General features: G+C 72.2%; 21 protein-coding genes. 10 read left to right on the top strand and 11 right to left on the bottom strand.

Annotated elements, in window-relative coordinates; all coding sequences use genetic code 11:
• The first annotated feature begins 24 nt into the window (after positions 1-24).
• The 4 genes from QSK32_RS00495 (at position 25) to QSK32_RS00480 (ending at position 3,992) form a co-directional block, all read left to right on the top strand.
• Positions 25-1,383 (top strand): cation:dicarboxylate symporter family transporter, encoded by a 1,359-nt coding sequence (locus tag QSK32_RS00495; protein ID WP_285470913.1) that lies wholly within the window; start codon positions 25-27, stop codon positions 1,381-1,383.
• Between the two features lie 133 nt (positions 1,384-1,516).
• Positions 1,517-2,119, top strand: coding sequence for a hypothetical protein (locus tag QSK32_RS00490; protein ID WP_285470912.1), 603 nt, complete (start codon positions 1,517-1,519; stop codon positions 2,117-2,119).
• 146 nt (positions 2,120-2,265) lie between these two features.
• On the top strand, positions 2,266-3,237 hold the full coding sequence (locus tag QSK32_RS00485) for a daunorubicin resistance protein DrrA family ABC transporter ATP-binding protein (protein ID WP_045742155.1): 972 nt from the start codon (positions 2,266-2,268) through the stop codon (positions 3,235-3,237).
• Positions 3,234-3,992 (top strand): ABC transporter permease, encoded by a 759-nt coding sequence (locus QSK32_RS00480; RefSeq protein WP_045742156.1) that lies wholly within the window; start codon positions 3,234-3,236, stop codon positions 3,990-3,992. Before QSK32_RS00485 ends, QSK32_RS00480 begins: the two co-directional genes overlap by 4 nt.
• A 49-nt stretch (positions 3,993-4,041) precedes the next feature.
• Here QSK32_RS00480 and QSK32_RS00475 read toward each other — a convergent pair whose 3' ends face one another.
• Genes QSK32_RS00475 through QSK32_RS00465 form a run of 3 tightly spaced genes read right to left on the bottom strand, consistent with a single transcriptional unit; the run spans position 4,042 to position 9,459 of the window.
• Complete coding sequence (locus QSK32_RS00475; protein ID WP_285470911.1) at positions 4,042-7,374, bottom strand: AfsR/SARP family transcriptional regulator; 3,333 nt, start codon at positions 7,372-7,374, stop codon at positions 4,042-4,044.
• A 32-nt stretch (positions 7,375-7,406) separates the two neighbouring features.
• Positions 7,407-8,063 (bottom strand): potassium channel family protein, encoded by a 657-nt coding sequence (locus QSK32_RS00470; protein ID WP_045742236.1) that lies wholly within the window; start codon positions 8,061-8,063, stop codon positions 7,407-7,409.
• A gap of 49 nt (positions 8,064-8,112) precedes the next feature.
• Positions 8,113-9,459, bottom strand: a complete 1,347-nt coding sequence (locus QSK32_RS00465; protein ID WP_285470910.1) for a TrkH family potassium uptake protein — start codon at positions 9,457-9,459, stop codon at positions 8,113-8,115.
• Between the two features lie 134 nt (positions 9,460-9,593).
• On the opposite strand from QSK32_RS00465, the gene QSK32_RS00460 reads away from it, so the two are divergent.
• Positions 9,594-10,949 (top strand): hypothetical protein, encoded by a 1,356-nt coding sequence (locus QSK32_RS00460; RefSeq protein ID WP_285470909.1) that lies wholly within the window; start codon positions 9,594-9,596, stop codon positions 10,947-10,949.
• Between the two features lie 130 nt (positions 10,950-11,079).
• Here the strand turns inward: QSK32_RS00460 and QSK32_RS00455 are convergent, their stop codons facing one another.
• Positions 11,080-11,712, bottom strand: a complete 633-nt coding sequence (locus QSK32_RS00455) for a TetR/AcrR family transcriptional regulator (RefSeq protein WP_045742237.1) — start codon at positions 11,710-11,712, stop codon at positions 11,080-11,082.
• Between the two features lie 57 nt (positions 11,713-11,769).
• Here QSK32_RS00455 and QSK32_RS00450 point away from each other — a divergent pair, with 57 nt between their 5' ends.
• Positions 11,770-12,726 (top strand): ferredoxin reductase domain-containing protein, encoded by a 957-nt coding sequence (locus QSK32_RS00450; RefSeq protein ID WP_285470908.1) that lies wholly within the window; start codon positions 11,770-11,772, stop codon positions 12,724-12,726.
• 256 nt (positions 12,727-12,982) lie between these two features.
• Here QSK32_RS00450 and QSK32_RS00445 read toward each other — a convergent pair whose 3' ends face one another.
• Both QSK32_RS00445 and QSK32_RS00440 read right to left on the bottom strand, forming a co-directional pair.
• Entirely contained in the window at positions 12,983-16,018 is a 3,036-nt protein-coding gene (locus QSK32_RS00445; protein WP_285470907.1) for an NACHT domain-containing protein, read from the bottom strand.
• Between the two features lie 19 nt (positions 16,019-16,037).
• Complete coding sequence (locus QSK32_RS00440; RefSeq protein WP_045742160.1) at positions 16,038-16,559, bottom strand: hypothetical protein; 522 nt, start codon at positions 16,557-16,559, stop codon at positions 16,038-16,040.
• A gap of 200 nt (positions 16,560-16,759) precedes the next feature.
• On the opposite strand from QSK32_RS00440, the gene QSK32_RS00435 reads away from it, so the two are divergent.
• Together QSK32_RS00435 and QSK32_RS00430 are read left to right on the top strand one after the other, a co-directional pair.
• Positions 16,760-16,912, top strand: a complete 153-nt coding sequence (locus QSK32_RS00435; RefSeq protein WP_285470906.1) for a hypothetical protein — start codon at positions 16,760-16,762, stop codon at positions 16,910-16,912.
• Positions 16,913-16,987: 75 nt separating this feature from the next.
• Positions 16,988-17,590, top strand: a complete 603-nt coding sequence (locus QSK32_RS00430) for a TetR/AcrR family transcriptional regulator (RefSeq protein ID WP_045742162.1) — start codon at positions 16,988-16,990, stop codon at positions 17,588-17,590.
• Here QSK32_RS00430 and QSK32_RS00425 read toward each other — a convergent pair.
• Together QSK32_RS00425 and QSK32_RS00420 are read right to left on the bottom strand one after the other, a co-directional pair.
• On the bottom strand, positions 17,576-18,598 hold the full coding sequence (locus tag QSK32_RS00425; protein ID WP_045742163.1) for an MBL fold metallo-hydrolase: 1,023 nt from the start codon (positions 18,596-18,598) through the stop codon (positions 17,576-17,578). The genes QSK32_RS00430 and QSK32_RS00425 overlap by 15 nt on opposite strands.
• Before the next feature lie 106 nt (positions 18,599-18,704).
• Positions 18,705-19,649 (bottom strand): nucleoside hydrolase, encoded by a 945-nt coding sequence (locus QSK32_RS00420; protein ID WP_045742164.1) that lies wholly within the window; start codon positions 19,647-19,649, stop codon positions 18,705-18,707.
• A gap of 246 nt (positions 19,650-19,895) precedes the next feature.
• Between QSK32_RS00420 and QSK32_RS00415 the strand changes: the two genes are divergently transcribed.
• Positions 19,896-21,788, top strand: a complete 1,893-nt coding sequence (locus QSK32_RS00415) for an ABC transporter ATP-binding protein (RefSeq protein ID WP_285470905.1) — start codon at positions 19,896-19,898, stop codon at positions 21,786-21,788.
• 128 nt (positions 21,789-21,916) lie between these two features.
• Here the strand turns inward: QSK32_RS00415 and QSK32_RS00410 are convergent, their stop codons facing one another.
• Together QSK32_RS00410 and QSK32_RS00405 are read right to left on the bottom strand one after the other, a co-directional pair.
• Positions 21,917-23,356, bottom strand: a complete 1,440-nt coding sequence (locus QSK32_RS00410; RefSeq protein ID WP_285470904.1) for an acyltransferase family protein — start codon at positions 23,354-23,356, stop codon at positions 21,917-21,919.
• Between the two features lie 352 nt (positions 23,357-23,708).
• Positions 23,709-24,758 (bottom strand): aldo/keto reductase, encoded by a 1,050-nt coding sequence (locus QSK32_RS00405; RefSeq protein ID WP_285470903.1) that lies wholly within the window; start codon positions 24,756-24,758, stop codon positions 23,709-23,711.
• 92 nt (positions 24,759-24,850) lie between these two features.
• On the opposite strand from QSK32_RS00405, the gene QSK32_RS00400 reads away from it, so the two are divergent.
• Positions 24,851-25,474 (top strand): TetR/AcrR family transcriptional regulator, encoded by a 624-nt coding sequence (locus QSK32_RS00400; RefSeq protein ID WP_285470902.1) that lies wholly within the window; start codon positions 24,851-24,853, stop codon positions 25,472-25,474.
• 59 nt (positions 25,475-25,533) lie between these two features.
• Here the strand turns inward: QSK32_RS00400 and QSK32_RS00395 are convergent, their stop codons facing one another.
• Positions 25,534-26,559: a MerR family transcriptional regulator gene (locus QSK32_RS00395; protein WP_285470901.1), complete on the bottom strand. Its 1,026-nt coding sequence runs from the start codon at positions 26,557-26,559 to the stop codon at positions 25,534-25,536.
• Positions 26,560-26,701: the final 142 nt, after the last annotated feature.

The following is a 26,701-nucleotide window of genomic DNA, read 5'->3' as shown; positions in this document are numbered from 1 at the left end:
TGAGACCCAGGCCACATTCTCGTCATGGAAACCGCTTCCGCCCCGCCGGTCAACAAGGACCGCACCCGTTACCTGTATCCGGCGGTCGTCGTGGCCGTCCTGCTCGGCATCGCCGTCGGTCTGCTCATCCCCGACACGGCGGTCGAGCTGCGCCCGATCGGCACCGGCTTCGTCAACCTGATCAAGATGATGATCAGTCCGGTCATCTTCTGCACCATCGTCCTCGGCGTCGGCTCGGTCCGGCAGGCCGCCAAGGTCGGCAAGGTCGGCGGTCTGGCCCTCGGTTACTTCCTCACGATGTCCACGGTGGCCCTCGCCATCGGCCTGGTCGTCGGCAACATCATCCACCCCGGCGCCGGCCTGCACCTGGACGCCTCGATCGCCGAGGCCGGCCAGAAGGCGGTCGGTGACACCGCGACGGAGAGCACCGCCGACTTCCTGCTCGGCATCATCCCGACCACCCTGCTCTCGCCGCTCACCGACGGCAACGTGCTGCAGACGCTGCTCGCGGCGCTGCTGGTCGGGTTCGCGCTGCAGGGCCTGGGTTCCGTGTCGGAGCCGATCCTGCGGGGCATCGGTTACTTCCAGAAGGTCGTCTTCAAGGTGCTGGCCATGCTGATGTGGCTGGCCCCGATCGGCGCGTTCGGCGCGATGGCCGCGGTGGTCGGCGCGACCGGCGTCGACGCCCTGATCAGCCTGGCGCAGATCATGCTCGGCTTCTACATCACCTGCGCCCTCTTCGTCTTCGGCATGCTCGGCGCGATCCTCTGGGCGGTCGCCCGGATCAACATCTTCACCCTGTTCAAGTACCTGGCCCGCGAGTTCCTGCTGATCGTGTCGACGTCGTCGTCCGAGTCGGCGCTGCCCCGCCTGATCGCCAAGATGGAGCACGTCGGCGTCTCCCGCCCGGTCGTCGGCATCACGGTGCCGACCGGTTACTCGTTCAACCTGGACGGCACCGCCATCTATCTGACCATGGCGTCGCTGTTCGTGGCCGAGGCGATGGGCGACCCGCTGAGCGTCGCCGAGCAGGTCTCCCTGCTGCTGTTCATGATCATCGCATCGAAGGGTGCCGCCGGTGTGACCGGCGCGGGCCTGGCCACCCTGGCCGGCGGCCTGCAGAGCCACCGCCCCGACCTGGTCGACGGTGTCGGCCTGATCGTCGGGATCGACCGGTTCATGTCCGAGGCCCGGGCGCTGACCAACTTCGCCGGCAACGCGGTGGCGACCGTCCTGATCGGCACCTGGACCAAGGAGTTCGACCGGGAGCGGGCCCAGCTGGTGCTCTCCGGCGGTGACCCGTTCGACGAGTCCACGATGGTCGACGACCACGGCCCGGCGAAGGCCGAGCCGGAAACCACGGCGAGCACTCCGGCCTCCTGAGACCGGGGAGACATCGGCCCCGCCGCGTAAAAGCGCGGCGGGGCCTTCTCTTTCATAAAGCCATGAAAATGGACGTAACCCCGCAAAGGCTCTTATCCGAAAAATCACGAATCGTCGAACCTACCGTGAGGGGATGAGAGTCATCCTCGCCGCCCTGCTGACCGCCGTCGTCAGCGCACCGGCCCCCGCCGCGGCCACCCCCGCCGACGACCTGATGAAGGCCCTGCTCACCGTCGACCAGCTGCCACCCGGCTACGAGGTCTTCGAGGAGGGCCGCGAGAACGCGGACACCACCTTCAGCGGCGAGGACCTCTGCGACGAGTCGAAACCACCCGCCGGCCCCGGCATCGCCTCGGTCTACCGGTACTTCATCACCGACGACGGCCGCACCCTCATCAACATCATCGCCGAGCCCGGCGCGGCGAAGGCCCGCGGCCTGGTTCGCGAGATCGCCACCGCACCGGACCGCTGCCCGGTGACCACCGGCGCGAACGGCGCGCAACGACGCTACTCGGCGATCGCCCTGCCCGGACTCGACGCCGACGCGGCCGCGCTCATCGGCGTCCCGGAGGGCGGCTCCGAGGACGACGACGTGGTGCTCTTCGCGGCGGTGGCCCACGGCGACGTCGGCGAGGTGTTCATCGAGATCCACGACGGGAAGGCCGACGGCGACGAGGGCGACGCGTTCCCGGGCGTCGTCAGCACCGGGGCGGAACGGCTCGGCGCGCTGGACTGACACGGGACGCTCACGGCAGGCGTACGAGATCAGGGGTGTGACAGCCCGATGCCAGCGTGACGTGCGCGCCGTGCCAGACCCACCCCCCAGTCTTTCCCTCGGGCCGCGCGACAGCGCGTGGCCACCCACGGAGGGGATGCGGGATCGTGGAAGACCTGGTGGTGCGCGCCGAGGGGCTGCGCAAGAGATTCGGGGAGACCCAGGCGCTGGACAGCGTCGACCTGGCGATGCGCCGCGGCACCGTGCTCGGCGTGCTCGGGCCGAACGGAGCCGGCAAGACGACCGCCGTGCGGGTGCTGGCGACCCTGCTGCGCCCGGACGAGGGCACGGCGTTCGTGGCCGGCGTCGACGTGCTCAAGCACCCCGATCAGGTCCGGCGCAAGATCGGCCTGACCGGCCAGTACGCCTCGGTCGACGAGGATCTGACCGGCACCCAGAACCTGGTGCTGATCGGCCGTCTGCTGGACATGCCCGGCCGCGACGCCAAGCGGCGCGCCGTCGAGCTGCTCGAGTGGTTCGGTCTGCAGGAGGCGGCCGGGCGCCCGGCCAAGACCTACTCCGGTGGCATGCGCCGCCGCCTCGACCTGGCGGCGAGCCTGGTCGGCCACCCTGAGGTGATCTTCCTCGACGAGCCGACCACCGGTCTGGACCCGGCCAAACGCGAGGACATGTGGGGCGTGGTCCGCTCCCAGGTGACGCGGGGCGCCAGCGTGCTGCTGACCACCCAGTACCTGGAGGAGGCGGACGCGCTCGCCGACGAGATCGTGGTGGTGGACCACGGCCGGGTGATCGCCCACGACACCCCCGACGGCCTGAAACGGCGCGTCGGCGGCCAGACCCTGAAGGTCCGCCCGGCCGACCCGGAACGCCTTCCGGACGTGCTGCGGGTGCTCGACGCGGTGGCCGCGCCCGGCACCACGGCGGCGAAGGACGAGGCGGCCGGCAGCCGGCCCGGCACCGCCTCGGTGCCGGTGACCAGCGACGCCGCCCTGGCCGACGCGGTCGCCCAGATGCGGGCCGAGGGTGTCGAAGTCACCGAACTGGCCCTGCACCTGCCCAGCCTCGACGAGGTCTTCCACACCCTGACCGGCCGTACCCGGACGGAGGCCCCGGTATGAGCGTGCTCACCCACAGCGGCGCGCTGGCCCAGCGCAGCCTGATCAAGACGATGCGTACGCCGGAAGCGCTGATCGACGTCACCATCCAGCCGGTGATCTTCCTGTTGCTGTTCACGTACCTGTTCGGCGGCGCGATCGGCGACGGCGACCGGCACGCTTACCTGCAGTTCCTGCTGCCCGGCATGCTCGCCCAGTCGCTGGCGATGGGCGGCGTGGCGCTCGGCCAGAACCTCAACGCGGACATCGAGAAGGGCGTCTTCGACCGGTTCCGTTCGCTGCCGATCTCCCGGGCGGCACCACTGGTCGGTGCGGTCCTGGCGGACGTCGTCCGGTACCTGTCGGTCTGCCTGGTCATGCTGACCTTCGGCACGATCATGGGCTTCCGGGTGGAGACCGGTTTCCTGCCGGCGGTGGCCGCGGTCGCCCTGTCCGTCGGGTTCGGACTCTGCTTCTGCTGGATCTCGGTCTGGGTCGGCATGATCGTGCGGACCTCGGGCGCGGTGCAGGGCGTGATGTTCATGCTGGTGCTGCCGCTGACCTTCGGCAGCAACGTGTTCGTCGCGACCGACACGCTCCCCGGCTGGCTGCAGGCGTTCGTGCAGGTCAACCCGATCACGCCGCTGGTGGCGACGATCCGCGGGCTGCTCGTGGGCGGTCCGGTCGCCGCGCACCTGACGGTGACGCTGATCTGGATGGCCGGCCTGCTGGTGGTGTTCGTGCCGCTCGCGCTGCGGGCCTACGCCCGGCGGGCGTAACCGGTGCTGTTCGTGCCGCTGCGGGCCGGCGCCCGCCGCGCCTGACGGCTCAGGGAAGCGAGGGCCCGGGCAGAGCTGCCCGGGCCAGCCGCGCGGGATCCACCTGGTCCTGCGCGGACGACGTGTCCAGCGCACGGCCCACGTCGTACGCCGCCCGGAAAGCCTCCTCGCCGAGCACCGCGCGGGCGTCCGCCGACACCGCCGACACCTGCATGTCGGTCGGGTCGTCCGCCCCGCGCAGCCGGGCCGCCGCGCCCAGCAGACCCGCCGCCTCCCGGGGCCGGCCGACCGCCACCGCCAGCGCCGCCGCCGTGACCGCGACCATCGCCAGGATCGGCATGTCCCCGGTCTCCAGCCCCGCCTGGTACGCCGTGGCCAGCTCGCGTTCCGCGGTGGCCGGGTCGCCGCGGCGCAGGGCGATCGTCGCCCGGATCGAGGCGACGATGGCCGTGCCGTGGTCGCCACTCATCACCACCATGCCCGGGGCGGCCCGCCCGGCCCGGGCCAGGAGCTCGTCGGCCCGGTCCAGGTCGCCCAGCCAGACCTGCATCCCGGCCTCGAGCGCGTCGACCAGCAGGCTCATCTCCGGCGAACCGGACCGCTCCGCGCGGGCCCGGGCGGCCGTGATCGCGGCGCCCGCCTCGGCCGGCTCGCCACGGCGCATGTGCAGCTCGGCCCAGCGCAGATCGATGAAGGTCTCGTCGCCGAGGTCCAGGGCACCGAACTCGCGGGCCAGCGCGCGGGTGGCCCGCAGGTCGGCGACGGCGCCGTCCAGGTCACCCTCGTACTGCCGGAGCACCGACCGCATCGGCAGGACGGTGGCCTGGCCCCAGCGGTCCCCCACCTGCCGGAACCCGGCGAGCGCGGCGGTGACGTCCTCGGCGAGCTGCGCCATGTCGCCCTGGTTCTCGGCGACCTGCGCCCGGAACGTCCGCGCCAGCGCGGCCATCCACAGGTCCGGCCCCTGCACCAGCCGCTCGATGTGGGCGGCGGCGGCCTCCTCCTGCCCGGCGAGGTAGAGCGTGAACGCGGACACCGCGCCGATCGGCCCGGGCAGTGGCGGAAGCGCCAGGATGGTCTGGGCAAGCTCGGTCAGCCGCTCCCGGCGCTGCTGAGCGTTCTCGGTCAGGGCGCCGGGTTCGAGGTGCCGGTTGAGCACCATGAGTGCCCGCGCGGCGCTGACCCGGGCCAGGTCCGCATCACCGGCGACCGCGACGGCCGCGGTCAGCCAGTAACCCGCGTCGGCCTCCCGCCCGAACATCTGCCAGAACCAGGACAGATCGAGGGCGAGACCCAGCGCCGCGGAGGCGTCACCGGCGTCGCAGAAGTGCCGCAGGGCGGCGAGGACGTTGTCGTACTCACTGGTGAACACGCGAATGGCGCTGAGCTGGCCCGCGGTGCGCAGGATCGGGTCCTGGGCGGCGACGACCGCGGCGAGGTGCCGGGCCGCGGCCTCCCGGACCGCGCCGAGGACACCCTGCTCGGTGAGGCGCGCCAGGCCGTACTCCCGGATGGTCTCCAGCATCCGATATCGCCCACTGTCCGGCGCGAGCCGCAGCAACGACCGGTCGACCAGGGCGGCGAGCAGGTCGGGAACGTCCCGGACGGGCACCGGAGTGCCCGCCGCGACCGCGACGGCGGAGGCCAGGTTGACACCGCCGGGCAACACTGCGACCCGCTCGGCCAGGATGCGTTCCGGGCCGGAGAGCAGCTGCCAGCTCCAGTCGATCACCGCGCCCAGGGTGCGGTGCCGCGGCTGGGCGGTGCGGCTGCCGGTGGTGAGCATCCGGAACCGGTCGGAGAGGCCGTCCGCCAGATCGGGCAGGGCCAGCGTGCGCAACCGGGCCGCGGCCAGCTCCAGGGCCAACGGCAGGCCGTCCAGGCCGCGAACCACCCGGATCACGTCGCCGGCGCTGTCACCGTCGACCGTGAAACCGGGCCGGACCGCTGCGGCCCGCTGCACGAACAGCCGCACGGCTGGGGACTGCGCCACCTGCTCCGGTGTGTCGTCCGGCTCGGGCAGACCGAGCGGGCCGAGCGGCACCAGCGACTCGCCGTCGATCGCCAGCGGCTCCCGGCTGGTGGCCAGCACCCGCAGCCGCGGACAGCGGGCCAGCAGCGTGGTCATCAGGTGCGCGACCGCGTCGATCAGGTGCTCGCAGTTGTCCACCACCAGCAGCGTCTCCCGGCCGGCGAGCTGCTCGGTGAGCACGTCGAGCTCGTCGCGGCCCTCGTGCCGGGCCCGCTCGACCGGGTCGAACAGCGCCGAGCCGCGCAGCCCGGCGGCGGTGAGCAGCGCCGTGGCGACCTTGGCCGGCTCGGTAACCGACGTGAGGTCGACGAGCCACGTGCCGTCGCGACAACGGTCCAAGCGGCCCCGCGCCGCCTCCAGTGCCAGCCGCGTCTTGCCCGCGCCGCCCGGCCCCAGCACGGTCACCAGCCGACCCTGGCCGAGCAGCGTGTTCACCCGGGCCAGGTCCTCCTCCCGGCCGATGAAACCGGTCAGGGGCGCGGGCAGGTTCGTCGGCGGCGAGTCACCCCCATCAAGATCCTCGTCGGGTACGGCCGGAGCACGCAACAACCGCAGATGCCGGTCCCGCAGCGCCGCGCCCGGGTCCGCGCCCAGCTGCTCCGCGAGCTCGGCCCGGATCCGTTCGAAGACGGCGAGTGCGTCGGCCTGCCGTCCGCCGGCGGTCAGCGCGTCCATCAGCAGTCCGGCCGGCCGTTCCGCAAGCGGGTCCTCGGCGAGCAGCGTGGTCAGCCGGTCCGCGGCCTCGCCGGCCAGCCCCAGGGCCAGCTCGGCCTCGGCCAGGTCGGCGATCGTCCCGGCGACCGCCTGGGTGAGCCGGGCGGCGAGCGCCGGAGCAGCCTCGGCCAGCTCCGCGGCGACCGGCCCGTCACCTCGCAGCTCCACCGCACCTAATCCGCCACCTCGCGCCGCGCCCGGCCCCTGGCTGATCTCCACCGCCTCGCCGAGCAGCTGCGCCGCGGCCGCGGGCTCGCCGGCCCGCAGACAGTCCCGGCCGGCGGCGGCCAGCCGCTCGAACCGGGCGGTGTCCACGTCGTCGGCGGTCACCGCCAGCCGGTAGCCGCCCTCGACCTGGGTGACGTCGCCCGGACCGAGCAGCCGGCGCAGCCGCGACACCAGCGACTGCAGCGCGTTCGCCGGGTCGGCGGGCTGCTCGGACGGCCACAGCGCGGCGGTCAGCGCACCGGCGGACACCGGATTGCCGGCGGACACCGCGAGCCGGGCCAGCAGGACCCGCAGACGGGCGCCGGGCAGCGTGATCTCGGCGTCACCGCGCCCGGTCCGCAGGACGCCGAACAGCGCCACGCGCAGCCGCTCGCCCCGGTCCCCGTTCACGCTCACGCTCACGCTCACCCGACGATCCTCCCGCGTGCGCGCCGGGATTCTCAAACCGCCTCCGCGTACGCCTCGACCTTCTCGGTCGGCCCGGCCACGATGAGCTGCGCGTCCGGTGGGATGACGGTCTCCGGACGGGCGTACTCGAAGTCCTGGCCGGGACGTTTCACCCCGACCACGGTCACGCCCCAGCGGGTCCGCAGGGCCAGATCGGCCAGGGTGCGGCCGGCCGCGTCCTGCGGCGACTGCACCTTGGCGATGGCGAACCCGTCGTCGAACTCGATGTAGTCGAGCATCCGGCCGGTGATCAGGTGCGCGACCTTCTCCCCCATCTCCGACTCCGGGTGGACGACGTGGTGCGCGCCGACCCGGGCCAGGATCCGGCCGTGCTTGGTGCTGGTCGCCTTCGCCCACACCTCCGGGACGCCCAGCTCGGTCAGCGTGAGCACGGTCAGCACGCTGGTCTCCAGGTTGGTGCCGATGCCGACCACCGCCCGGGTGGTCTCGTGCACGCCGAGCTGGCGCAGCGCGTCCTCGTCGGTGGAGTCCGCCTCCACCACGTGGGTGAGCCGGTCCGACCAGTCCTGCACGATGCGCGGATCGGAATCGATGCCGAGCACCTCGTAGCCCAGGTCCAGCAGGGCCTCCGCGACCGAACCGCCGAACCGGCCCAGCCCAATCACGGCGACGTGCTCGCCCTTGGACAGCTTCTCGCCCCTGCGGGGCCTCTCCGCCTTCTCGCCTCTGCGGGACTTCTCAGCCAACTAGGGGTCTCTCCTCCGGGTATCGGTAGTGCCGGCGACGGGTGTTCAACGCGATGGCGGTGCCGACCGCGATCGTGCCGACCCGTCCGACGTACATCAGGGCGACGAGGACGAGCTGCGCGGACGGCGGCAGGCTCGGGGTGATGCCGGTGCTCAGGCCGACCGTGGCGAACGCCGAGGTCACCTCGAACAGTGCCCGGTCGAACGGCACGTCCTCGGTCAGCGCGTCCAGAACGACGGTACCGGTGGCGACCAGCGCGACACCCATCAGCGCCACCGTGAGGGCCTGACGCTGCGTCTCCTCGGCGATCCGGCGCTTGCGGATCACCACGTCCGGCTCGCCACGGATCTCGGCCCAGATGACGAACGCCAGGAGCAGGAACGTGGTCAGCTTGATGCCGCCGGCGGTGCTGGCGCTGCCCCCGCCGATGAACATCAGGCCGTTGGTGACCGCGATCGTCTCGCTGTTCATCTTGCCCAGGTCGATGCTGTTGAAGCCACCGGACCGGGTCATCACGTCCTGGGTGAACGCGGCGAGGATCTTGCCCGGGGTGTCGAGCAGTCCGAGCGTGCCCGGATTGCGCCACTCGAAGATCAGGAACACCAGGAAGCCGACGATGCTGAGCAGCACCGTGCCGGACACCGTCAACCAGGTGTGCGTCGACCAGATGCCCGGGCGCCGCCACTCCCGGGCCAGCTCGAACAGCACCGGGAAACCGATCGAACCGGCGAAGACGCCGAGCGCGAGCGGGACACAGATCCAGGGATCGGTGACGAACCGGACGAGACTGTCCGGGTAGAGCGCGAACCCGGCGTTGTTGAACGCCTGGACGGCATGGAAGACCGCCTCCCACGTCGCACGGCCGGGCGGATACCCGTACCCGATCATGAAACGCAGGGTGAGCACGACGGCGATGGCACTCTCCGCGACCAGCATGACCATCGCCACCCGGAAGAGGACACCGCGGATGTTCCCGCCGCTCAGACCGGAACTCTCCGCCTGCGCCAGGAGCCGTCCGCTCAATCCCAACCTTCGGGACACCAGGAGGCTCAGCAGGGTGGCCAGGGTCACGATGCCGAAGCCGCCGATCTGCGACAGGACCGTCAGCAGGACATGACCGAAGGTGCTCCAATAGGTGGGTGTGTCGACCACCGCGAGACCCGTCACGCACACCGCCGAAGCCGCCGTGAACAGGGCGGTGACGAACGGCGCGTGGCCCGGATCGGCACGCGCGGCGGGGAGCATCATGAGCGCGGTGCCGACCGCGATCAGAGCGAGGAACGCGAGCGGCACGATTCGGGCCGGACGCCGCCAGGGTGATCGCACCCGAAGAGTCATATCACTGACGGTGCGGACCGCACGCGAACGGTTAACCTCCGACGTACGGCTGCCGAAGTGACCGTTAAGTACGACCGGGTCCCCGGACAGCCGTAACAAGTCACGGCTATCCTTCCGCGCCGGGGAGGACGAACATGAATCTGGTACGGCGTATCGGAGCGGGAGCTCTGGTCACCGGTCTCGCAGCGGTCCTGGGGGCGTGTGCCCTGATCGGTGCGAGTGATGTGCGCGGCGTGGGCGCCGACGGCGGCCTGATGTCCGCTCTGGACGGCGGTGTCCGCCTGTCCGTGCCGGAGAACACCGTCACCGGGGAGGCGCGGATCCGGTTCGCCGCCGACCCGATCCCCGCGAACAGGGCCGCCCCCGACGGGATCCTCCTGCTGGGTGACATGGTCTCGATGAACGTGGAGTCCGGCGTGCTCGGCCGGGCGCGGATCTCGCTGCGCTACGAGAACCTGCCGTACGGCATCGACCCGACCATGCTGAACGTGTTCGGCTGGGCGCCGGAGCTGAACGGGTGGGTGCCGCTGACCGGCACGGTCATCGACTACGTGGAGAACACGGTCAACGCCGACACCGTGCTGTTCGACAGTTTCGCGGTCGGCACGTGGGATCTCGAACGGGACATCACCGGCGACCGGATCCGCACGAGCACGGGCACGGTGCTGCCGGTGTCGTACGGGGCGACCCGCACCTTCTGGGGGTACGCCACCAGCGCGGCCAAGGCGTCGGTGAAGCGGACCACCGAGAGTCTGCTGGCCGACGGGGCGTTCCCGGTCGTGGCGCCGCTCTCCGCGGGTTCCCGTACTTCTGGTTCCGCTGCTGTCGTCTCCGGCGGTTCGGGATCCGGTGCTGTCGTCTCCGGCAGTTCGGGGTCCGGCACCGGGGCGATTCCTGCTGGTGCGGACATTCCGGACGCCGAGAACGGCACGGTGGCCGCGCTGCGCAACGCCACGCTGGCATACCTCAGCGACAGCGTCGCGGTGACCGGCGCGAAGGCCGAGAACGTTCCCGGCGGCAAGCCCGACTGGTCGGTGCTGGCCCTCGACGGCGGCCTCGAACTGATCACCCTGCTCCTGCCGCACGGCCAGGTCCTCACCCCGGCCAGCGCCGACGCGCTGATGAAGGTCCGCGCCGACTACGCCGCGGCCGCCCTGCCCGCCCTGATCCGCGGCGACGGCGACGCCCCGGAGGTCCGCCGCCTCGTGGAAGCGGCCGGCCTGACCGGTTCCGGACAGTACATCGCCGACGTGTTCCGGTTCGCCGGTTGCGTCCGGGTGCAGACCGCCCGGATCAACGGGGTGCACGCCGGAACGGCGGCCGGCTGGAGCGGCACCGCGAAGGAGGTCGTCTCGATCACCGGCCTCTGCGCCGACACGATCATCGACCAGTACCTGGTGGACGGCGCGACCGGCACCCGGTCGGTGCTGAACACGCTGAAGACCATGCCGACCGCGGTCAAGGCGACACTGCCGAAGTCCCGCCGCTGACCACCACGGACAACCGCTCGACGGGGCGCGAGCAGCCACACCTCGCGCCACGCCCACGCCGGCCATCGCCGCGCACACACCGGCCATCGCCGCGCACACACCGGCCATCCGGCGGGGCCCGCGGGTGCCGTCAGCGGGGTGCGTAGGCGCGCATGAAGGCGCGTACCCCGCCTGTCACCGTTCGGCGGATCCGTTCGGGGTCGGCCCTCGACGGGAAGGGCTGCTCGTCCGAGGCAAGCAACAGGGTGAGCGCACCGAAGTGGTGGGCCGCCTCCCGCGGGTCGTCGAGCTCCAGCAGTCCGTGGCCGGCGAAGCGGGCGAACCGGTCCGCGACCGCGTCGTGCACCGCCAGCGTGTCGACGTCGTCGCCCGGCGAACCCTCCTGACCGCGCTGCTGGGCGACCAGCGCGAAGACCGCCGCGTAGTCGGTGGACCGGACCACCGTCATGCTCAGGTCGACGGCGAGGGCGGTCAGCGCCTCCCCCAGCCCGGCGACCGTGGTGATCGCGGGATCGTCGGGGAGGTGCTCGTCGATGGCCCGGCGTGCGATGCCGTTCAGCGAGTCGGCGGCGTCGGCCAGGATCGCCAGGAACAACGTCCGCTTGTCGCCGAAATAGTCGTAGACGGTCCGTTTCGACACCGCGGCCCGCGCGGCGACCGCGTCCATGCTGACCCGGTCCACCCCGTCCCGCAGGAACAACTCCCGGGCGGCGACCAGGATCGCCGCCCGCTTCGCCGGTGAGCCCGCACGCAGCGTCTTCATCAGCACCTCCGGCGATCACCCTATCTCAACTACACTGCACGGTGTAGTGTCGCCGCCATGCCCAAGGCTCCCGCCGTCATCGGCAACCTCTTCGCCGCCGCCATGGGGCGCACCGCCCGCGTCCTGCGCACCACGACCCCGGCGCCCGGCTTCGTCGAGCTCACCCTGGACGCGCCTCCCCCGGCGGGCGGCTGGCGCCCCGGCCACGAGGTCCAGTTCCGGGTCTCCCCCACGCTGAGCCGCCGCTACACGGTCCACACCGCGGACGGCCCGCACATCGAGATCCTGGCCGCCGTCTCCTCCGGCGGCCCGGGCGCCGCCTTCGTCAAGGCCCTCCGCCCCGGTGACGAGGTGTCGGCACTCGCGGCCGTGCACATCCCGCTGCGCGCACCCGGCACCCGTCGCCTCCACCTGGGTGACGACTCCGCCCTGGGTACGTTCGCCGCCCTGGTCCCGGCCACCACCGGCACAGGAGTCGCGCCGCGAAGCCCCGCCGCCCTCGACACCGCCACACTCCCCACCGGCACGCTCGACAACGGCACACTCCACAGCGGCGCACACGACGTCGGCGCGCTCCGCGTCGGCGGCATGGAGGCACGGGCTCGGGCGGAGTCCGGGCATGTCGTCGTGGTCGAGGTGCCGGCGGCCGCCGTCGAACCGCTCGCTGCCCGCTGGCCCGCCTTCCGGTTCCTGCCGGCGAACGGCGCTCCCGGCGACACCGTGCAGTCCTGGCTGGAGTCGGCAGCGCTGGACGACACGTCGGCAGCTCGGGAGAACGCGTCGGCCGCATTGGACGAGACGTCGGCAACTCGGGAGGACACGTCGGCCGCATTGGACGAGACGTCGGCAGCTCGGGAGGACGTGTCGGCCGTGTTGGCCGATGTGGACGGCGCGCTGCTGCTCGGCCACGCCCAATCCATCCAGCGCCAACGCCGCGCGCTGATCAATCGCGGACTTTCCCGTCGCGTCATCGCGACCAAGCCCTACTGGTCCACCGGCCGCGAAGGTCTCTGACCCTCCCGCCGGGCCGTGACAGACGAAGAGAGCGGAAGTGTCGATTTCTGGATGGCCGCCTCGACGTATCCGTGAACTCACCCCGAACGGGAAGGCACACGGATGCAGCAGCCGGGCTACTTCTGGCAGATGGCACACCTGCACAGCGAATCGGTGCGGGCGATCGACGAGTCGATGGGCCGCTTGGCGGCCGGCGCGTACCGGCTCTTCCGGCGCCACCGCGATCGGACGGCGCCGGTCACCCGGAAGACGCCGGTCACCCGGAAGACAGGCGTCGTCGCAGATCGGATACCTGGTCCGGAGTGAGCACGGCTTCGTCTCCGGCGAGGGCCCGCAGCACCACAGCAACGCCGAGGGCCCTCGCCGAGGCGTCCAGGCCGGACGACGTCACAGCGGTGACCGCACGCTCGTACGCCGTCAGCAGATCCTTGTGGTCGGCGGCGAGGTGTGACGCCATCGCGAGGCCGATCAGGCTGCGGGCCGGGGACTCGGCGTCGTTCCCGCCGTGCGCCACCAGGTTGAAGACCAGTTCGGGCGCCTGTTGCAGGACGGGTTCCAGCGCGTGCCGCAGGATGTCGTCACTCAGGGCACCGGACAGCCGCATCGAGGTGAGGGCGGGCTGGAGGCCGGTCCAGTCGCTGCGGTCCACGGCTTCGGTGAGTTTGTGGGACCAGAGCAGATCCACCCCGCCGTCCAGATCACCGGACGAGAGGGCGGACCCCGAAGCGACAGACGGGGAGACGACAGACGAGGCGGACCCCGAAGCGGCGGACGGAGCAGACGGGGCGGACGGGCCGGACGGAGTGGACGGCTGCGGGCGGCGGGTCAGGACCAGGTCGCGACGGCGGTCGGCGGTCCAGGTGCGGTCGACGGTGATCGTGTCCATGGCGTCCAGGAACATGCCGCCCGGCACGGCCGCCCGCCACTGCAGGGCGGTGTCGCGCAGCCGGCCGGCCGGATCCTCGGCCCGCTGGAACAACTCGGACGCGCGCAGGGGTCCGCCGCAGGCGAGGGCCAGCAGCGTCAGGTTGAACGAGTACGTGTGCATCCAGTGGTCGGCGCGTTTGTCCACCGGACGGTACGAGCGGGGCGTGTGCTGCGGGCGGGTCACCGCCGTCCGCAGGCGTTCCACGATCCACTCGCGGATCTCGGCGGCGCCGGCCCGGTCGAGTAGTTCGGCGGCGAACGGCAGGACGGTGGCCCGCGCACACAGGGGCGTGTAGCCGAGCAGGGACTGCAGCAGTTCGTCGTCCTCGGCCTGCCCGAGTCGCAGGGTGCGGGCCCGGGACCGGGCGGTCACGTCGGCCAGGGCCTGCACCACGAGGCGGGCGACCAGGTATTCGCCGAAGGTCGCGTGCAGGAACTCGTACGTCTGCCGGGTCTGATCGTCCTGTGACGCCTGGGCCCGCTGGATGAAGAAGAACCGGCCGACCATCTCCTGGCCCGCGGTCAGCGGGGTGCGGAAGTCCTGCGTGGACCGGCGAGCCGGCTGGAGTCCGAGGCCGGCCAGGTCGGCGTCGAGTTCCTCGGTAGTGACCCAGAGGCGCAGCCGGTGGAACATCGCGAAGGCGACCACCGACAGGCGCAGCAGTTCGTCCTCGACCAGGGCGGGCATCACGGTGTCCGGCTGGGCGCCGTGCACCCGGCGGACCTCGCGGGTCGCGAACTCGCGGAGCAGACGTTCGTAGAGCTGTCCGGTGCCGAGTTCGTCGCCGGCGTCGTGCAGCGCGTTGTCGCCCGCGTCGTAGAGGGCGAGCATGAGCAGCAGCAGCGGCTGGACGGCCAGGTCCGGGAAGCGCCGCAGCACGTCCATGGTGAGTGGGCGGCGGCCGTCGGTCCAGCGGGCGGCGTTGGTGTGGTTCCAGATCTCCAGCCAGCGTTCCAGGTGGGCCTCGCCGAACGGTTCGAGGCGGACCACCAGGCTGCCGTGCGGGACGCGGGCCCGGTCGGCGACCACGGTCCGGCTGGTGACCATCACCGCGACCGGCCGGCCCAGGGTGGCTTCCCGCTGCTGGAAGGCGGCCACCCGCTGCAGGTAGTCGGACTGGTGGATGCCGGTGGCCTGGAGCAGTTCGTCGAAGCCGTCCAGGAGCACCACCGGCATCGCGGCGTCGGCGTCGCGGGCCAGTTCCGGCCAGGCGACGGTCTCGCCGATCGTGGTCCGCAACGCCTGCTCGATCTGGTCCTGGATCTCCGCCTCGGCACGGACTTTGCGCAGCACCACCCGGACCACCAGGAAGTCGGCGGCCGGCAGCCGGGCGGCGAGCACCCGGGTCAGCGCCGACTTGCCCGAGCCGGCCTGGCCGAGCAGCAGCAGGGGCGCGTCGGCGGCCTGCGGGGTCGTCAGGTACGTGGCGAGGAAGGTTGCCAGGTCGTCACGGGGTTCGGTGTCCCACCAGCTCTCCACGGCCGGGTGGGCGCCCGGTCCGGCCGTTTTCACCCGGAACGCCGGGTCGAGGTAACCGGCGGCGATGGCCGGCAGGACCAGTTCGCCGGAGTCGCCACCGAGGACGGGCTGGCCGAGCTCCGCGCGGTACGTCAGGGCGAGCGCGGCGCGGTGGCGGGCCGGGTCCCGGTGCGAGGTGACCCGCAGCAGAACGTGTTCCAGATCCGCCAGGCCCCGGGTGGCCGCCCGGTCGGCGAGCAGGCGCATCCAGATGCCGAACTCGGGGGCCTCCGCGGCGAGCCGACGGACGCCGTCCTCGTAGCGGGTGAGGGCCAGGTCGGGCAGGACCCGCCGGAACGGCTCGGCGAGGTCGGCCCGGCCGTCCCAGGCGGCCAGTTTCGCCAGGTGGTCCATGGTGGCGCCGGTCGTGGCCCGGAACCAGTCGCGCAGTTCGGCGAGGAGCCGGTCGTAGGGCTGATCCGGGCCGGGCGCCGGGATCCGGGCGGCGAGCAGCCGGGACGGCCAGTCGGCGGGCAGCGCCGCGGCAGCGACCAGTCCCGCCTGCTCGGCACGGGTGAGACCGGCCTCGTCCAGGCCGGCCGCACCCAGGCAGACGTCGAGAGCCTCGAAGAAGGCGCCGACCACCAGGACGCCGTGGGCGGCTTGCAGGCGCCGGCTGCGGCTGTGGCGGCCGTGACCGCGTACCAGCTCGGTGATCTTGTCGGTGACCAGGTGGCCGAGCCGGACCGCCTCGCCCTTGGCATCGAAGAGGCTCAGCGCCACCTCGCTGCCGCCGGCCGTGGCCACGGCGAGCGCGCCGCCCAGCACGTTGTCGGTGATCCGCATGAACGGCCCGGAGCCGCCGAGCAGTTTCAGAGCGTCGTGATAGGTCAGTCCCCGCTGCACGAGGCAACTATAGGGACGGTCAGTCGTACCTGCGGAGCACCGTGACGATGTGCTGGGCCGCCTCCCCCGCGCCGCCGGCGTTGAGGCCGTGCTGCTTGAGCAGCGGCACCAGGTGGATGGTGATCTCGTGCCAGTCGTCGGACTCCGGGGCGGTGCGCTGTTTGATCGCCGCCGCCGGCCGGGGCCGGGGCCGGGACTCGCCGGTGTCGCCGCGCCGGAAGACCGTCACCAGTCGGCGGCGGGCGCCCTCACTCAGGGGTGCCAGCGCCTCGTCCACCACGTGGGTGGTGACGGCCGCACCGAGGAAGTTGAGTGCCGACAGGATGACCGGGGTCACCGCGGCCACGTCGACGCCGACACCTATCGGGGTACGAAGACGGCGCAGCGGCGTCTGGCCCGACCAGTGGGCGTACTCCTCGACCACCTCGTCGAAGAGTTCGTACTCCTCGGGATAGCCGGCGCGTACCGCCTGCCGTGCGAACGCGACCGCTGCCGTGGTGCTGTGCGGCGGTAGCCGGGTCGACCGCCATCCGATGGACAAAGCAAAACCTCCGTTGAGAACGTCGCAAGCCAAACGACCGGCTTCACGACCCGGAACGGAGGGTCAATCCATCGAGTAACCCATACTTGCCTATATCGGACTTAAGGGGCGCATCATCGGTCGTCGCGACCCTTCCGGAACGCGGCGATGAGCCATCCAACGAAGGCGATCCCCACGATCAGGACCACCAGAACAGTGACATGCCACGGCCTCATCGTGGTGACACCAGCAACGGGGGTGGCGGCGCTCGGGCCGTCGACCGTACGCGCGGACCGGCGGGCGGCAACCGGGCGACCTGCCTGGTCGAGCCGGCCCGGACGGTCGGTGGGGATCACCGCAAGCTGCTCGGCTGACCGCGATCTCCCCGTGCGGCCCCGGTCTTTCTAGACTGGTCGCCGATCGTGAGGGTGCGGCAGCGGGGAGGCGTCATGGAGGCGAGCGGCGGCCCCGTCCTCGGACGACCCCGGGATCCCGGGGTGGACGACCGGATCACCCGCGCGGCGGCCGAGGTGTTCGGCGCGTACGGCTGGGCCCGGTTCTCGGTGGACGCGGTGGCCCGGCACGCCGGGGTCGGCAAGGCCTCCATCTATCTGCGCTGGGCCAACAAGGAGGCGCTGCTCGCCGCGGCGCTGGCGTCCCGGCTGGCCGGGGTGAACGACATCGACACCGGCTCGGTCCGCGACGATCTGGTGCTGCTGGCCCGGCAGGTGTTGCGGGCGTTCCTGGACGAGGCGGGCGGCGCGGTGCTGCGGCTGCTGGTCGAGGCGGACGGCATCCCGTCCGGTCAGGAACATCTGGACCGGTTCCTCGACTCGCAGGCGGCGGCCGGCCGGGCGATCGTGCGCCGGGGTGTGGAGCGCGGTCAGCTTCCGGCCGGGACCAGCGCGACGATGCTGCTCGACTGCATCAGCGGGGGCGCGCTGAGTCATGTGCTGGCCACGCCGGCCCGGTTGCGGGCGCGGGTGGCGGCCGGTGCCGACGAGTACGCCGAACGCCTGGTCGACTTCGTGCTCGTCTCAGTTCGTCAGTAACGCTTCCTTCTTGCGGATCAGCCGGCCGTCCGCGACGAGCAGGTCGACGTGGGCGGCGGTCTCAGCGACCGCACCCACCTTCATCGCGCCGATCTGCGACCAGGGGCGGGACCAGCTCAGGGCGGACGCCAGCTCCCACACCGTCGGGGCGCCGAGCCGGTCGACCGTCGCGACGATCTCCGCGCAGCGTTCCCGGTGGTGTTCGGTGATCTCGGCGGCCCGCTCGGCGATGCCGCGGAACCGGTATTCGTGGGCGGGCAGGGCGGCGTGCTCGTCGTAGGCGGCGAGGCGGGCCAGCGAGTCGAGGTACCGCTCGAGGGTCCGGCCGTCGCCGTCGAACTGCAGGCCGATGTTGGGGGTGATCCGGGGCAGCAGGTGGTCGCCGGTGAGCAGCAGACCGGCGTCCGGTTCGAGCAGGCACAGGTGTCCGGGGGTATGGCCGGGTGTCCAGATCGCCCGCAGCCGGCGGCCGGCCATCGGCACCGGGTCGCCGTCCTCGAGGAGCACGTCGGCGTCGGCGAGTGGGGCCATGTGCCGGCTGACGTCGTCGCCGAAGGCCGCCATCAGGTCGGCGATCTCCGCGTCCGGGACGTGGAAGCCGCGCAGCCAGCGGGCCATCGTCTCGTGCGGCCGCGGGTCGTCGCGGCGCAACGACTCGCGTTCGGCGGGGTGCATCGCCACCCAGGCGCCGGAGGCCCGTCGCAGCCGGGCGGTCAGGCCGTGGTGGTCCGGGTGCACGTGGGTGATCACGATGCCGGTGACGTCGGCGGGTGCGGCGCCGGCCAGGGCGAGGCCGCTGATCAGGGCGGACCAGCCGGGGTCGCTGTTCCAGCCGGGGTCGACGACGACCAGGCCGTGGTCGCCGGGGACGAGGTAGGTGAGGGTGTAGCGCAGCGGGTTGTCCGGGATCGGGACGGGCACCGAGACCAGGCCGCCGGCCAGCCGCTCGACCGGTGGCAGTGTCCGGGCCCGCCAGGCGGCCTGCTGTGCCTCGCCGAGGACCTGCACCGCGCACCCCTTTCCTAGACGACTCTCGTCTAGGAAAGAAGCTACATCAGCCGAAGGAGTCCCGCTGCTGCGGAACGGCGTTCCGGAACCCGCGCCGACGAGAACATCACCCCGTCGCCCCGCCGACCAGCCGGGTGACCAGCTGAGGGCCGAACGGTGCGGTCAGCGACAGCACCACCCGGACGTGGGCGCCCGGCTGATCCGGCCGGCCGGCCCGCAGCCCGCGCAGGTCACAGATCGTCTGGCCGCGACCGGGACCGTCCGTGTCGTCGACCACCACCCGCACCGCCGGCGCCAGGGCGGGCACCGCGGCGCCGATGGCCACCGCCGCCGCCACCGGATCGTGCAGGGCGCAGGCGCGACGCCCGTAGACGCCGACGTAGTAGTCCATGTAATGCTCGAGGATCGCCCCCAGCGCCCGCGGCAGCGGCGACCCGGCGGCCAGCAGCGCCTGCCGGTCCGGCTCGGTGAGGGTGTGGTCGAGGGTCACGTCCAGCGGCACCAGCGTGATCGGCCACGGCGCGGCGATCACCGCGGCGGCCGCCGCCGGGTCGTCGAGGATGTTGGCCTCCGCGACCGGGCTCCGGTTCCCCGGGACCAGGGCCGCCCCGCCCATGATGGTCACGTCACGGACCAGCTCGGGCAGGCGCGGCTCGAGGCGCAGGGCGACGGCCAGGTTGCTGAGCGGGCCGAGCGCGACCACGGAGAGCTCCCCGGGATACCGGTGGGCGAGACCGATCAGCAGCTCGGCGGCGCTGCCGTCGACCGGCCGGCGCCCGGAACGCGGCAGCTCGACACCACCGAGACCGTTCGACCCGTGTACCCGGCCGTCGTTGCCCTGCCCGGCCGGCGCCCCGACACCGGCGGCCACCGGGATGTCGTCCCGCCCGGCCAGCGCCAGCAGGTCGAGACAGTTGGTGGTGGCCTGGTCGACGCCGACGTTGCCGAACACCGTGCCGATGCCGGCCGGGGCCGTGTCCGCGGCGAGCAGGAAGGCGAGGGCGAGCGCGTCGTCGATGCCCACGTCGGTGTCGAGATAGAGCACGGTCATGTCAGATCCCACACGTCCACCCCGTCCGCCACCATCGACCCACCGTAGCGGCGACTCCACAAGGGATCCAGGAATCGGTGGTCCGGGTCCGCGGGATCCGGCCGCCGGGCGGGTGCGGCTCAGAGGTGACATGGTGCGTCGGCACAGCCCGAGACCAGAACGCGTTCCGATGACCGGTCGGAGTCTCCACCGGCGGGTGACAATTCGCTTGACCTGAACCGAGGGTGAGGTGGCACCTTCGGCGGCATGAGCATGGAGATGACCGCCTGGAACTCGCTCTACCACGTGATGAACCAACAGGACGACAAGCGTCCGTTCTCCCTCGCCACGCTGCGCCGCATCGCCCGGTTCGCCCAGCCGCACCGGGCCGCGCTGACCGGGTTCCTGCTGCTCAGCGTGGTCACCGCCGGGCTGGCCGTGGCCACCCCGGTGCTCGCCGGACGGATCGTCGACGCGATCGTCGGCGGCGGCACCACCCGGCTGGTGACCGGTCTCGCCGTGGTGATCGCGGTGATCGCCCTCGTCGAGTCCGGCCTCGGCCTGATCCAGCGGCGGCTCTCCGCGGGCATCGGCGAAGGCCTCATCCTCGACCTGCGGACCGCGGTCTTCGACCACGTGCAGCGCATGCCGATCGCGTTCTTCACGCGTACCCGCACCGGCGCCCTGGTCAGCCGGCTCAACAACGACGTGATCGGCGCGCAGCGGGCGTTCAGCGACACCCTCTCCGGTGTCGTCGGCAACCTGGTCACCCTGCTCCTCACCCTGATCGTGATGATCGGCCTCTCCTGGCAGATCACCCTGCTGGCGCTGCTGCTCCTGCCGGTCTTCGTGCTGCCCGCCCGCCGGATGGGCGGCCGCCTCGCCCAACTCGAACGGGAGGCCGCCACCCACAACGCGGCCATGAACACCCAGATGACCGAACGGTTCTCGGCACCGGGGGCCACCCTGGTCAAGCTCTACGGCAGGCCCGGGGCGGAATCGGCCGAATTCGCCGCGCGCGCCCGCCGGGTCAAGGACATCGGGGTACGCACGGCGATGTCCCAGATGGTGTTCTTCACCGCCCTGACGACCGTGTCCGCGCTGGCCATCGCCCTGGTGTACGGGCTGGGCGGGTTCTACGCGCTACGCGGTCGGCTGGAGCCCGGCGCGGTCGTCGCCCTGGCCATCCTGCTCACCCGGCTCTACGCCCCGCTGACCTCCCTGGCCAGCGCCCGCGTCGAGGCGATGAGCGCCCTGGTCAGCTTCGAACGGGTCTTCGAAGTGCTCGACCTCGAACCCCTCATCGAGGAACGCCCGGACGCCGGCGACCTGCCCGACGGTCCGGTCTCGGTGGAGTTCGACGCGGTCCGGTTCGCGTACCCGGCCGCCGACCGGGTGTCCCTGGCCTCCCTGGAGGAGGTCGCGTCCCTGGACACCCGCGGCGGCGTCGACGTCCTGCACGAGGTGTCGTTCCGTGCCGAACCCGGCCAGATGATCGCCCTGGTCGGCTCGTCCGGCGCCGGCAAGTCGACGATCGCCTCCCTGCTGCCCCGCCTCTACGACCCCGACCAGGGTGCGGTACGCCTGGCCGGCGTCGACGTCCGTGACCTGACGTTCACGGCACTGCGCCGCACCCTCGGCGTGGTCACCCAGGACGGCCACCTCTTCCACGAGTCGGTCCGCGCCAACCTCCTGCTCGCCGACCCGTCGGCCACCGAGGAGGACCTGTGGGACGCCCTGCGCCGGGCATTCGTCGCCGACCTGGTCGCGGCCCTGCCCGACGGCCTGGACACGGTCGTCGGCGAACGCGGGTACCGCCTCTCCGGCGGCGAACGCCAGCGCCTGACCATCGCCCGCCTGCTGCTGGCCAAGCCCCGCGTCGTCGTCCTCGACGAGGCGACCGCCCACCTCGACTCCACCTCCGAGCTGGCGGTGCAGGCAGCACTGGGCGAGGCGCTGGCCGGCCGCACCGCCGTCGTGATCGCCCATCGTCTGTCGACGGTCCGCGCCGCCGACCTGATCCTGGTCGTCGAGGCCGGCCACATCGTCGAACGCGGCACCCACACCGAGTTGCTGGCGGCCGGCGGCCGTTACGAGGAGCTCTACCGCACCCAGTTCCAGCAGCACCCCCAGGAGGAGGCTTCCGATCAGCCGGCCTGACCACGGGCGACCCGGCGGCGTCCACGGAGGAGACCCGAATCGGCACCCGGGTCTTCACCAGCGAGGACGCGAAAGAGGGGCCGCGCGTTCGTCGAGAAGCGGCGGCCCCTCTTCCGGGGGCAGATGACTCAGCGGGTACGCGTGGGCGGCTGGGCCTGAGGATGCTGCTGCGGTGCGGCGTGCCGCGGCGGACGCTGCTGCGGACCGTAGAACTGCGGCGTCACATTCCGCGGGGACATCGGCTGGACCGGACGCTGCCCCGGCTGGACCGGACGTTGACCCTGCTGAACCGGACGTTGACCCTGCTGGACCGCGCCCTGACCCTGCTGGACCGGGCGGGGGCGACCGGCGACCACCGGTGGCGGCGGACCGGCCGGACGGCGCGGACCCTGGAAGACCCGGGTCTCGGCGTGGGCGGCGCCGGCCGCCATCACCATCCGGGGCATGGTCGGCGGGTTGTGATCGACCGTCGCCTTGCCCTGCGCGGCCGGCTCCGAGGTCACGGTTGGGACGGCGGACTTCGGCTGGGGCCAGGGCAGGAACCGCAGGCGCCGCCGGGCCGCCAGGTCCTCCACCCAGCCGAACAGCAGCACCGCGTTGCCGAGCAGCACGATCGCGATGCTCAGGTAACCGACCTCGTAGAACTTGCCGAGACGCCACACCTCGAGGGCGTCACCGATCGGGTAGCAGAGCGCGATGGCGACGTTGTTCCACAGGTAGAAGGTGACCGCGCGGGCGTTCAGCAGCGACACCCACTTGTCCAGACCGGCCCGCTTGCGCAGCCACTGCATGTTCGGCTTCCAGCGCAGCAGCACCAGGACGAAACCGAGGCTGTAGACGGCGTACGCCAGCGGGATGTCGGTCAGGCCACCGGCGTCCGGGTGTGCCCAGTGCCAGCCCATGCCACCCGCTAGGCACACCGCGGCGACCACCCCGGTCAGCCAGCCCGGCACCTTGCGCAGGGTGCCGTCGCGGTGCGCGAAGCCGAGGATCCAGCACGCCCCGTAGATGCCGAGGTTGGTGCCGATCTCCTCGAGGTTCGCCTCCGGCCACACCGGGTGCCACTGCATGATCGCGAGCGCGACGACCGGCAGCAGCACCGCGCCCAGCTTGATCCGGTTGTACACCCAGAGCAGGATCGGGGACAGTGCCACGAACCACAGGTAGGTGACCAGGTACCAGAGCACCTCGGCGGCCTCGAACCCGAACGTGCTCGACGGCGGGTCGACGAACGGCACCACCCAGGCGATCAGGTGCCACAGGGCCGGTTTCTCCTCCCAGCCGACCAGGAACATCGCCGGCACCAGGACCGCGCCGAGCGCCCAGTAGGCCGGGAGCAGCCGCCGGACCCGGCCCCAGATCACCTTCGGGGCGGGCGACCTGTTCAGCGAGTTGGCCATCAGCGACCCGGCCAGCGCGAACATCACGCCCATCGAGGGGAAGGCCAATTCGATGATCGCGTACGGGAAGTAGTGGTACACCGAGACGCGGATGATCGCCAGTGCCCTGAGCAGGTCGAACCACCGGTCCCGCGAAGATGATGGTGCAGCCACGGCAGGCTGAGCCACGACGCCCTCCCAGGCACGAAGAGACGGGACGTCGTGGCATCACGGCAGCCCGGCAGCTCGGTGGAGCCGCGCCGTGACGCTAGGACCGGAGTTTTGGCGTGCGCTGTGCCCGGCCTGTCATCCTCGGATGGCCCGGTCGCGTCCTGTCCGGTACGCGTCCCGGAGCAAGCGTTTGTACAGTTCGCCGTTCGGGTCGCGGGGCGGTGCGGTGGTGAAGTCCACGGTCCGGGGCAGCCTGCACCGGACCGGCCGGCCAGGCGGATGGTCGTGCAGTTCCCGGCGCGCCGACGGGGCCGGGTGCACCCGGCCCCCACCATCACCGCCGGCGCGGAGCGGTGCCTGGACCTGTTCCTCAGTGGGCTCTCGTCGTCACCATCGGCGGGTTGAGCCGGGCGAACCCCTCCTGCCGCTGATAGGGGAAATAGGGGTACGGGGCGGTGACGGCACTCGCCTCGTCCAACCGGCGGAGTTGTTCCGGGGTCAGTTCCCAGCCGACCGCACCGAGGTTCTGCCGCAGCTGCTCCTCGGTCCGCGCCCCGATGAGCACCGACGCCACGGTGGGCCGGGTGAGCAGCCAGTTGAGCGCGATCTGCGGAACGGTCCGGCCGGTCTCCGCAGCCGTCGTGTCCAGCGCGTCCACCACCCGGTAGAGCAGTTCGTCGTCGACCGGCGGCCCGAAGTCCGCCGTGGCGTGCAGGCGGCTGCCGGCCGGCAGCGGTCGTCCCCGGCGGATCCGCCCGGTCAGCCGGCCCCAGGCGAGCGGGCTCCAGACCAGCGCGCCGACCTGCTGGTCGCGGGCCAGCGGCATCAGTTCCCACTCGTAGTCCCGGCCGGCCAGCGAGTAGTACACCTGGTGGGCGACGTAGCGGGGACGGCCGTGCCGGTCGGCGGCGGCCAGCGACTTCATCAACTGCCAGCCGCTGAAGTTGGAGACACCGGCATACCTGATCTTGCCGGCCCGCGTCAGGTCGTCGAGGGCGCTCAGCACCTCGTCGACCGGGGTCGACGCGTCGAACGCGTGCAGCTGGAACAGGTCGATGACGTCGGTGCCCAGCCGCCGCAGGGCGTCCTCGCAGGCCCGGATCAGCCGGGGCCGCGAGGTGCCGGCGTCCCGGGGGCCGTCGCCGGTCGGCAGTCCGGTCTTGGTCGAGATCAGCACGGCGTCCCGCCGGCCCTTGAGCGCCGCGCCGAGCACCTCCTCGGAGGCCCCGTCCGAGTAGACGTCGGCGGTGTCGAACATCGTCACGCCCGCGTCCAGGCAGATGTCCACCATGCGGCGGGCCTCGCTGACGTCGGTGGTGCCCCAGGCCCCGAAGAGCGGCCCCCGCCCGCCGAACGTCCCCGCGCCGAAGCTGAGCGCGGGCACCCGAAGTCCCGACCCGCCGAGCTGCCGATGTTCCATCGTCACCCTCCATCGCTTTAAAGGGACCCGGGTCCCGTTAAGATGAGCCGACGGTAGCAATCCTTTGGAGTTAATGGAACTGGAGTCCCGTTATGAGTGAGCCCACACCGCCCGGCGCCCGCCCGGGGGGACGCACCGCCCGGGTCCGCGCCGCCGTCCTCCGCGCCGCCGAGGACGCGCTCATCGAGAACGGCTTCGCCCGCCTCGACCTGGCCGACGTGGCCCGGCGCGCGGTCGTCGGCAAGACCACGGTCTACCGGCGCTGGGGCACCGTCGAAGCCCTGATCGCCGACCTGCTCGCGGACATGGCCGCGCAGTCGCTGCCCCGCGCCGACACCGGCACCCTCGAGGGCGACCTGCTGGCCAACGCCCACCTGGTCCAGCGCACACTCACCGACCCGCGCCAGGGGCCGCTGTTCCGGGCGATCCTCGCGGCGGCCCTCACCGATGCGGACACGGCTGCGGCGCTGCGCGTCTTCTACGACACCCGGGTCGCCGAGTGGGCGCCGGCGGTGCGGACCGCCGTCGACGGCGGCGACCTGCCACCGGCGACCGACCCGGCGCAGGTGATCCGGGCGGTGTCCGCGCCGCTCTACTACCGTCTCCTGACCGGCGCGCCCCTCCTGCCCGCCCACGCCGACCAGGCCGCCCACAGCGCCATCGCCGCGGCTCGGGCCGGCACTCTCACGTCCCCGCCTCAGCATCTCGGCCGTTGATCGACGGGGCTGCGGCCGGGACGACGCCCGGCCGGAGTCCCCGCAGGCCGGCGAACGGTTCAGGGGCGGCCGCGCAGCCAGGTGAGGACCTGGGTGGCGTGGTCGGCGGGCGGGTCGACCGGGTAGAAGACGTGTTCGATGCGGGACCCGCGGAGGATCAGGGTCAGCCTGCGGAGGAGCGGCCGGCCGCCGGCCTCGAAGGTGGGCAGGTCCAGTGCGTCGCGGAGACCGAAGGCCTCGTCGGAGAGCATCGCGAACGGCAGGTGCAGGCGGTCGACGAGTTCCCGTTGGTACTCGGTGTTCTGCGTGGACAGCCCGTAGACGTGCGTGGCCCCGGCGGCACGCAGGTCCTGGTGGTGGTCGCGGAAGGCGCAGGCCTGCGCGGTGCAGCCACGGGCGCCGGGAATGGTGTCCCAGCCGTCCGGGAGGTCGACGCCGGGGCGGCCGCTGAGCGGATAGAGGTAGACGACCGACCGCCCCTCGCCGAGTCCGGTCAGGTCGACCGTGCCGCCACCGGTGTCGGGGAACGTCAGGGCGGGCACCGGACGGCCGGTGAGCCGTCGCACCAGCTCGTCGGGGGTCTCAGCCTCGTCGGGAGTTCCGGGTGAGGTGGACGGACCGGACGAGTCGCGCGAGGCGGGAACGGGCTCAGGGACGTGCGGGGTGAACTGGCAGGCCGCTTCCGGCGCGGGGACGGGCGGCAGATCGATGTGCGGGTACGGGCCGGGGAACGAGCGGGTGGCGGCCGAGTCCAGGTGGCCGGCCAGCTCGTCACGCCAGCGGGTCAGGCGGGCTATCCGGGTGGAGAGCGCGTCGATCGCGGCACGATAGGCGGCCAGCGACGCCGGGCACTCGTCCGCCGAGTCGTGGCCGCCGGCCAAGCACTCCACGAACGGGCGGGTCTCCTCCACGGAGAGGCCGAGCGCGGTCAGTTCACGGATCTGGGCCACCTGGCGCAGTGCCACCTCGTCGTAGTGGCGGTACCCGTTCGCGGACCGGGCCGGGGCGAGCAGCCCGGCCTTCTCGTAGTAGCGCAACGCCCTGATGGTCACTCCCGCCTCGCGGGCCAGCTCTCCGATCAACACGCGCCGACGGTAGACCTTGACCCGCAGGTCAAGGTCAAGCCGGCTCGGCCTCGAGCCGGTCGCGGACCTCTCCGCGGAACGCCTGATCGTTCACTGGCGTCCCCTCGCGGTCGTGCGTAGGCTCGCCCTACCGGCCGAGCAT

Origin of the sequence: Actinoplanes sp. NBRC 101535 (assembly GCF_030269225.1) — a bacterium.
Taxonomy (GTDB): domain Bacteria; phylum Actinomycetota; class Actinomycetes; order Mycobacteriales; family Micromonosporaceae; genus Actinoplanes; species Actinoplanes rectilineatus.
The sequence above is the reverse complement of the archived record's forward strand: the minus strand, read 5'-3'. Positions and strand labels throughout refer to the sequence as shown.

What these genes read in the sequence shown, in the direction of transcription:
- QSK32_RS00455 (WP_045742237.1), bottom strand. Translation starts at nt 11,712, where the DNA reads ATGAAGACGCTGCGTGCGGGCTCACCGGCGAAGCGGGCGGCGATCCTG.
- QSK32_RS00495 (WP_285470913.1), top strand. Translation starts at nt 25, where the DNA reads ATGGAAACCGCTTCCGCCCCGCCGGTCAACAAGGACCGCACCCGTTAC.
- QSK32_RS00405 (WP_285470903.1), bottom strand. Translation starts at nt 24,758, where the DNA reads ATGGAACATCGGCAGCTCGGCGGGTCGGGACTTCGGGTGCCCGCGCTC.
- QSK32_RS00400 (WP_285470902.1), top strand. Translation starts at nt 24,851, where the DNA reads ATGAGTGAGCCCACACCGCCCGGCGCCCGCCCGGGGGGACGCACCGCC.
- QSK32_RS00435 (WP_285470906.1), top strand. Translation starts at nt 16,760, where the DNA reads ATGCCACGGCCTCATCGTGGTGACACCAGCAACGGGGGTGGCGGCGCT.
- QSK32_RS00450 (WP_285470908.1), top strand. Translation starts at nt 11,770, where the DNA reads ATGCCCAAGGCTCCCGCCGTCATCGGCAACCTCTTCGCCGCCGCCATG.
- QSK32_RS00430 (WP_045742162.1), top strand. Translation starts at nt 16,988, where the DNA reads ATGGAGGCGAGCGGCGGCCCCGTCCTCGGACGACCCCGGGATCCCGGG.
- QSK32_RS00415 (WP_285470905.1), top strand. Translation starts at nt 19,896, where the DNA reads ATGAGCATGGAGATGACCGCCTGGAACTCGCTCTACCACGTGATGAAC.
- QSK32_RS00460 (WP_285470909.1), top strand. Translation starts at nt 9,594, where the DNA reads ATGAATCTGGTACGGCGTATCGGAGCGGGAGCTCTGGTCACCGGTCTC.
- QSK32_RS00480 (WP_045742156.1), top strand. Translation starts at nt 3,234, where the DNA reads ATGAGCGTGCTCACCCACAGCGGCGCGCTGGCCCAGCGCAGCCTGATC.
- QSK32_RS00490 (WP_285470912.1), top strand. Translation starts at nt 1,517, where the DNA reads ATGAGAGTCATCCTCGCCGCCCTGCTGACCGCCGTCGTCAGCGCACCG.
- QSK32_RS00420 (WP_045742164.1), bottom strand. Translation starts at nt 19,649, where the DNA reads ATGACCGTGCTCTATCTCGACACCGACGTGGGCATCGACGACGCGCTC.
- QSK32_RS00465 (WP_285470910.1), bottom strand. Translation starts at nt 9,459, where the DNA reads ATGACTCTTCGGGTGCGATCACCCTGGCGGCGTCCGGCCCGAATCGTG.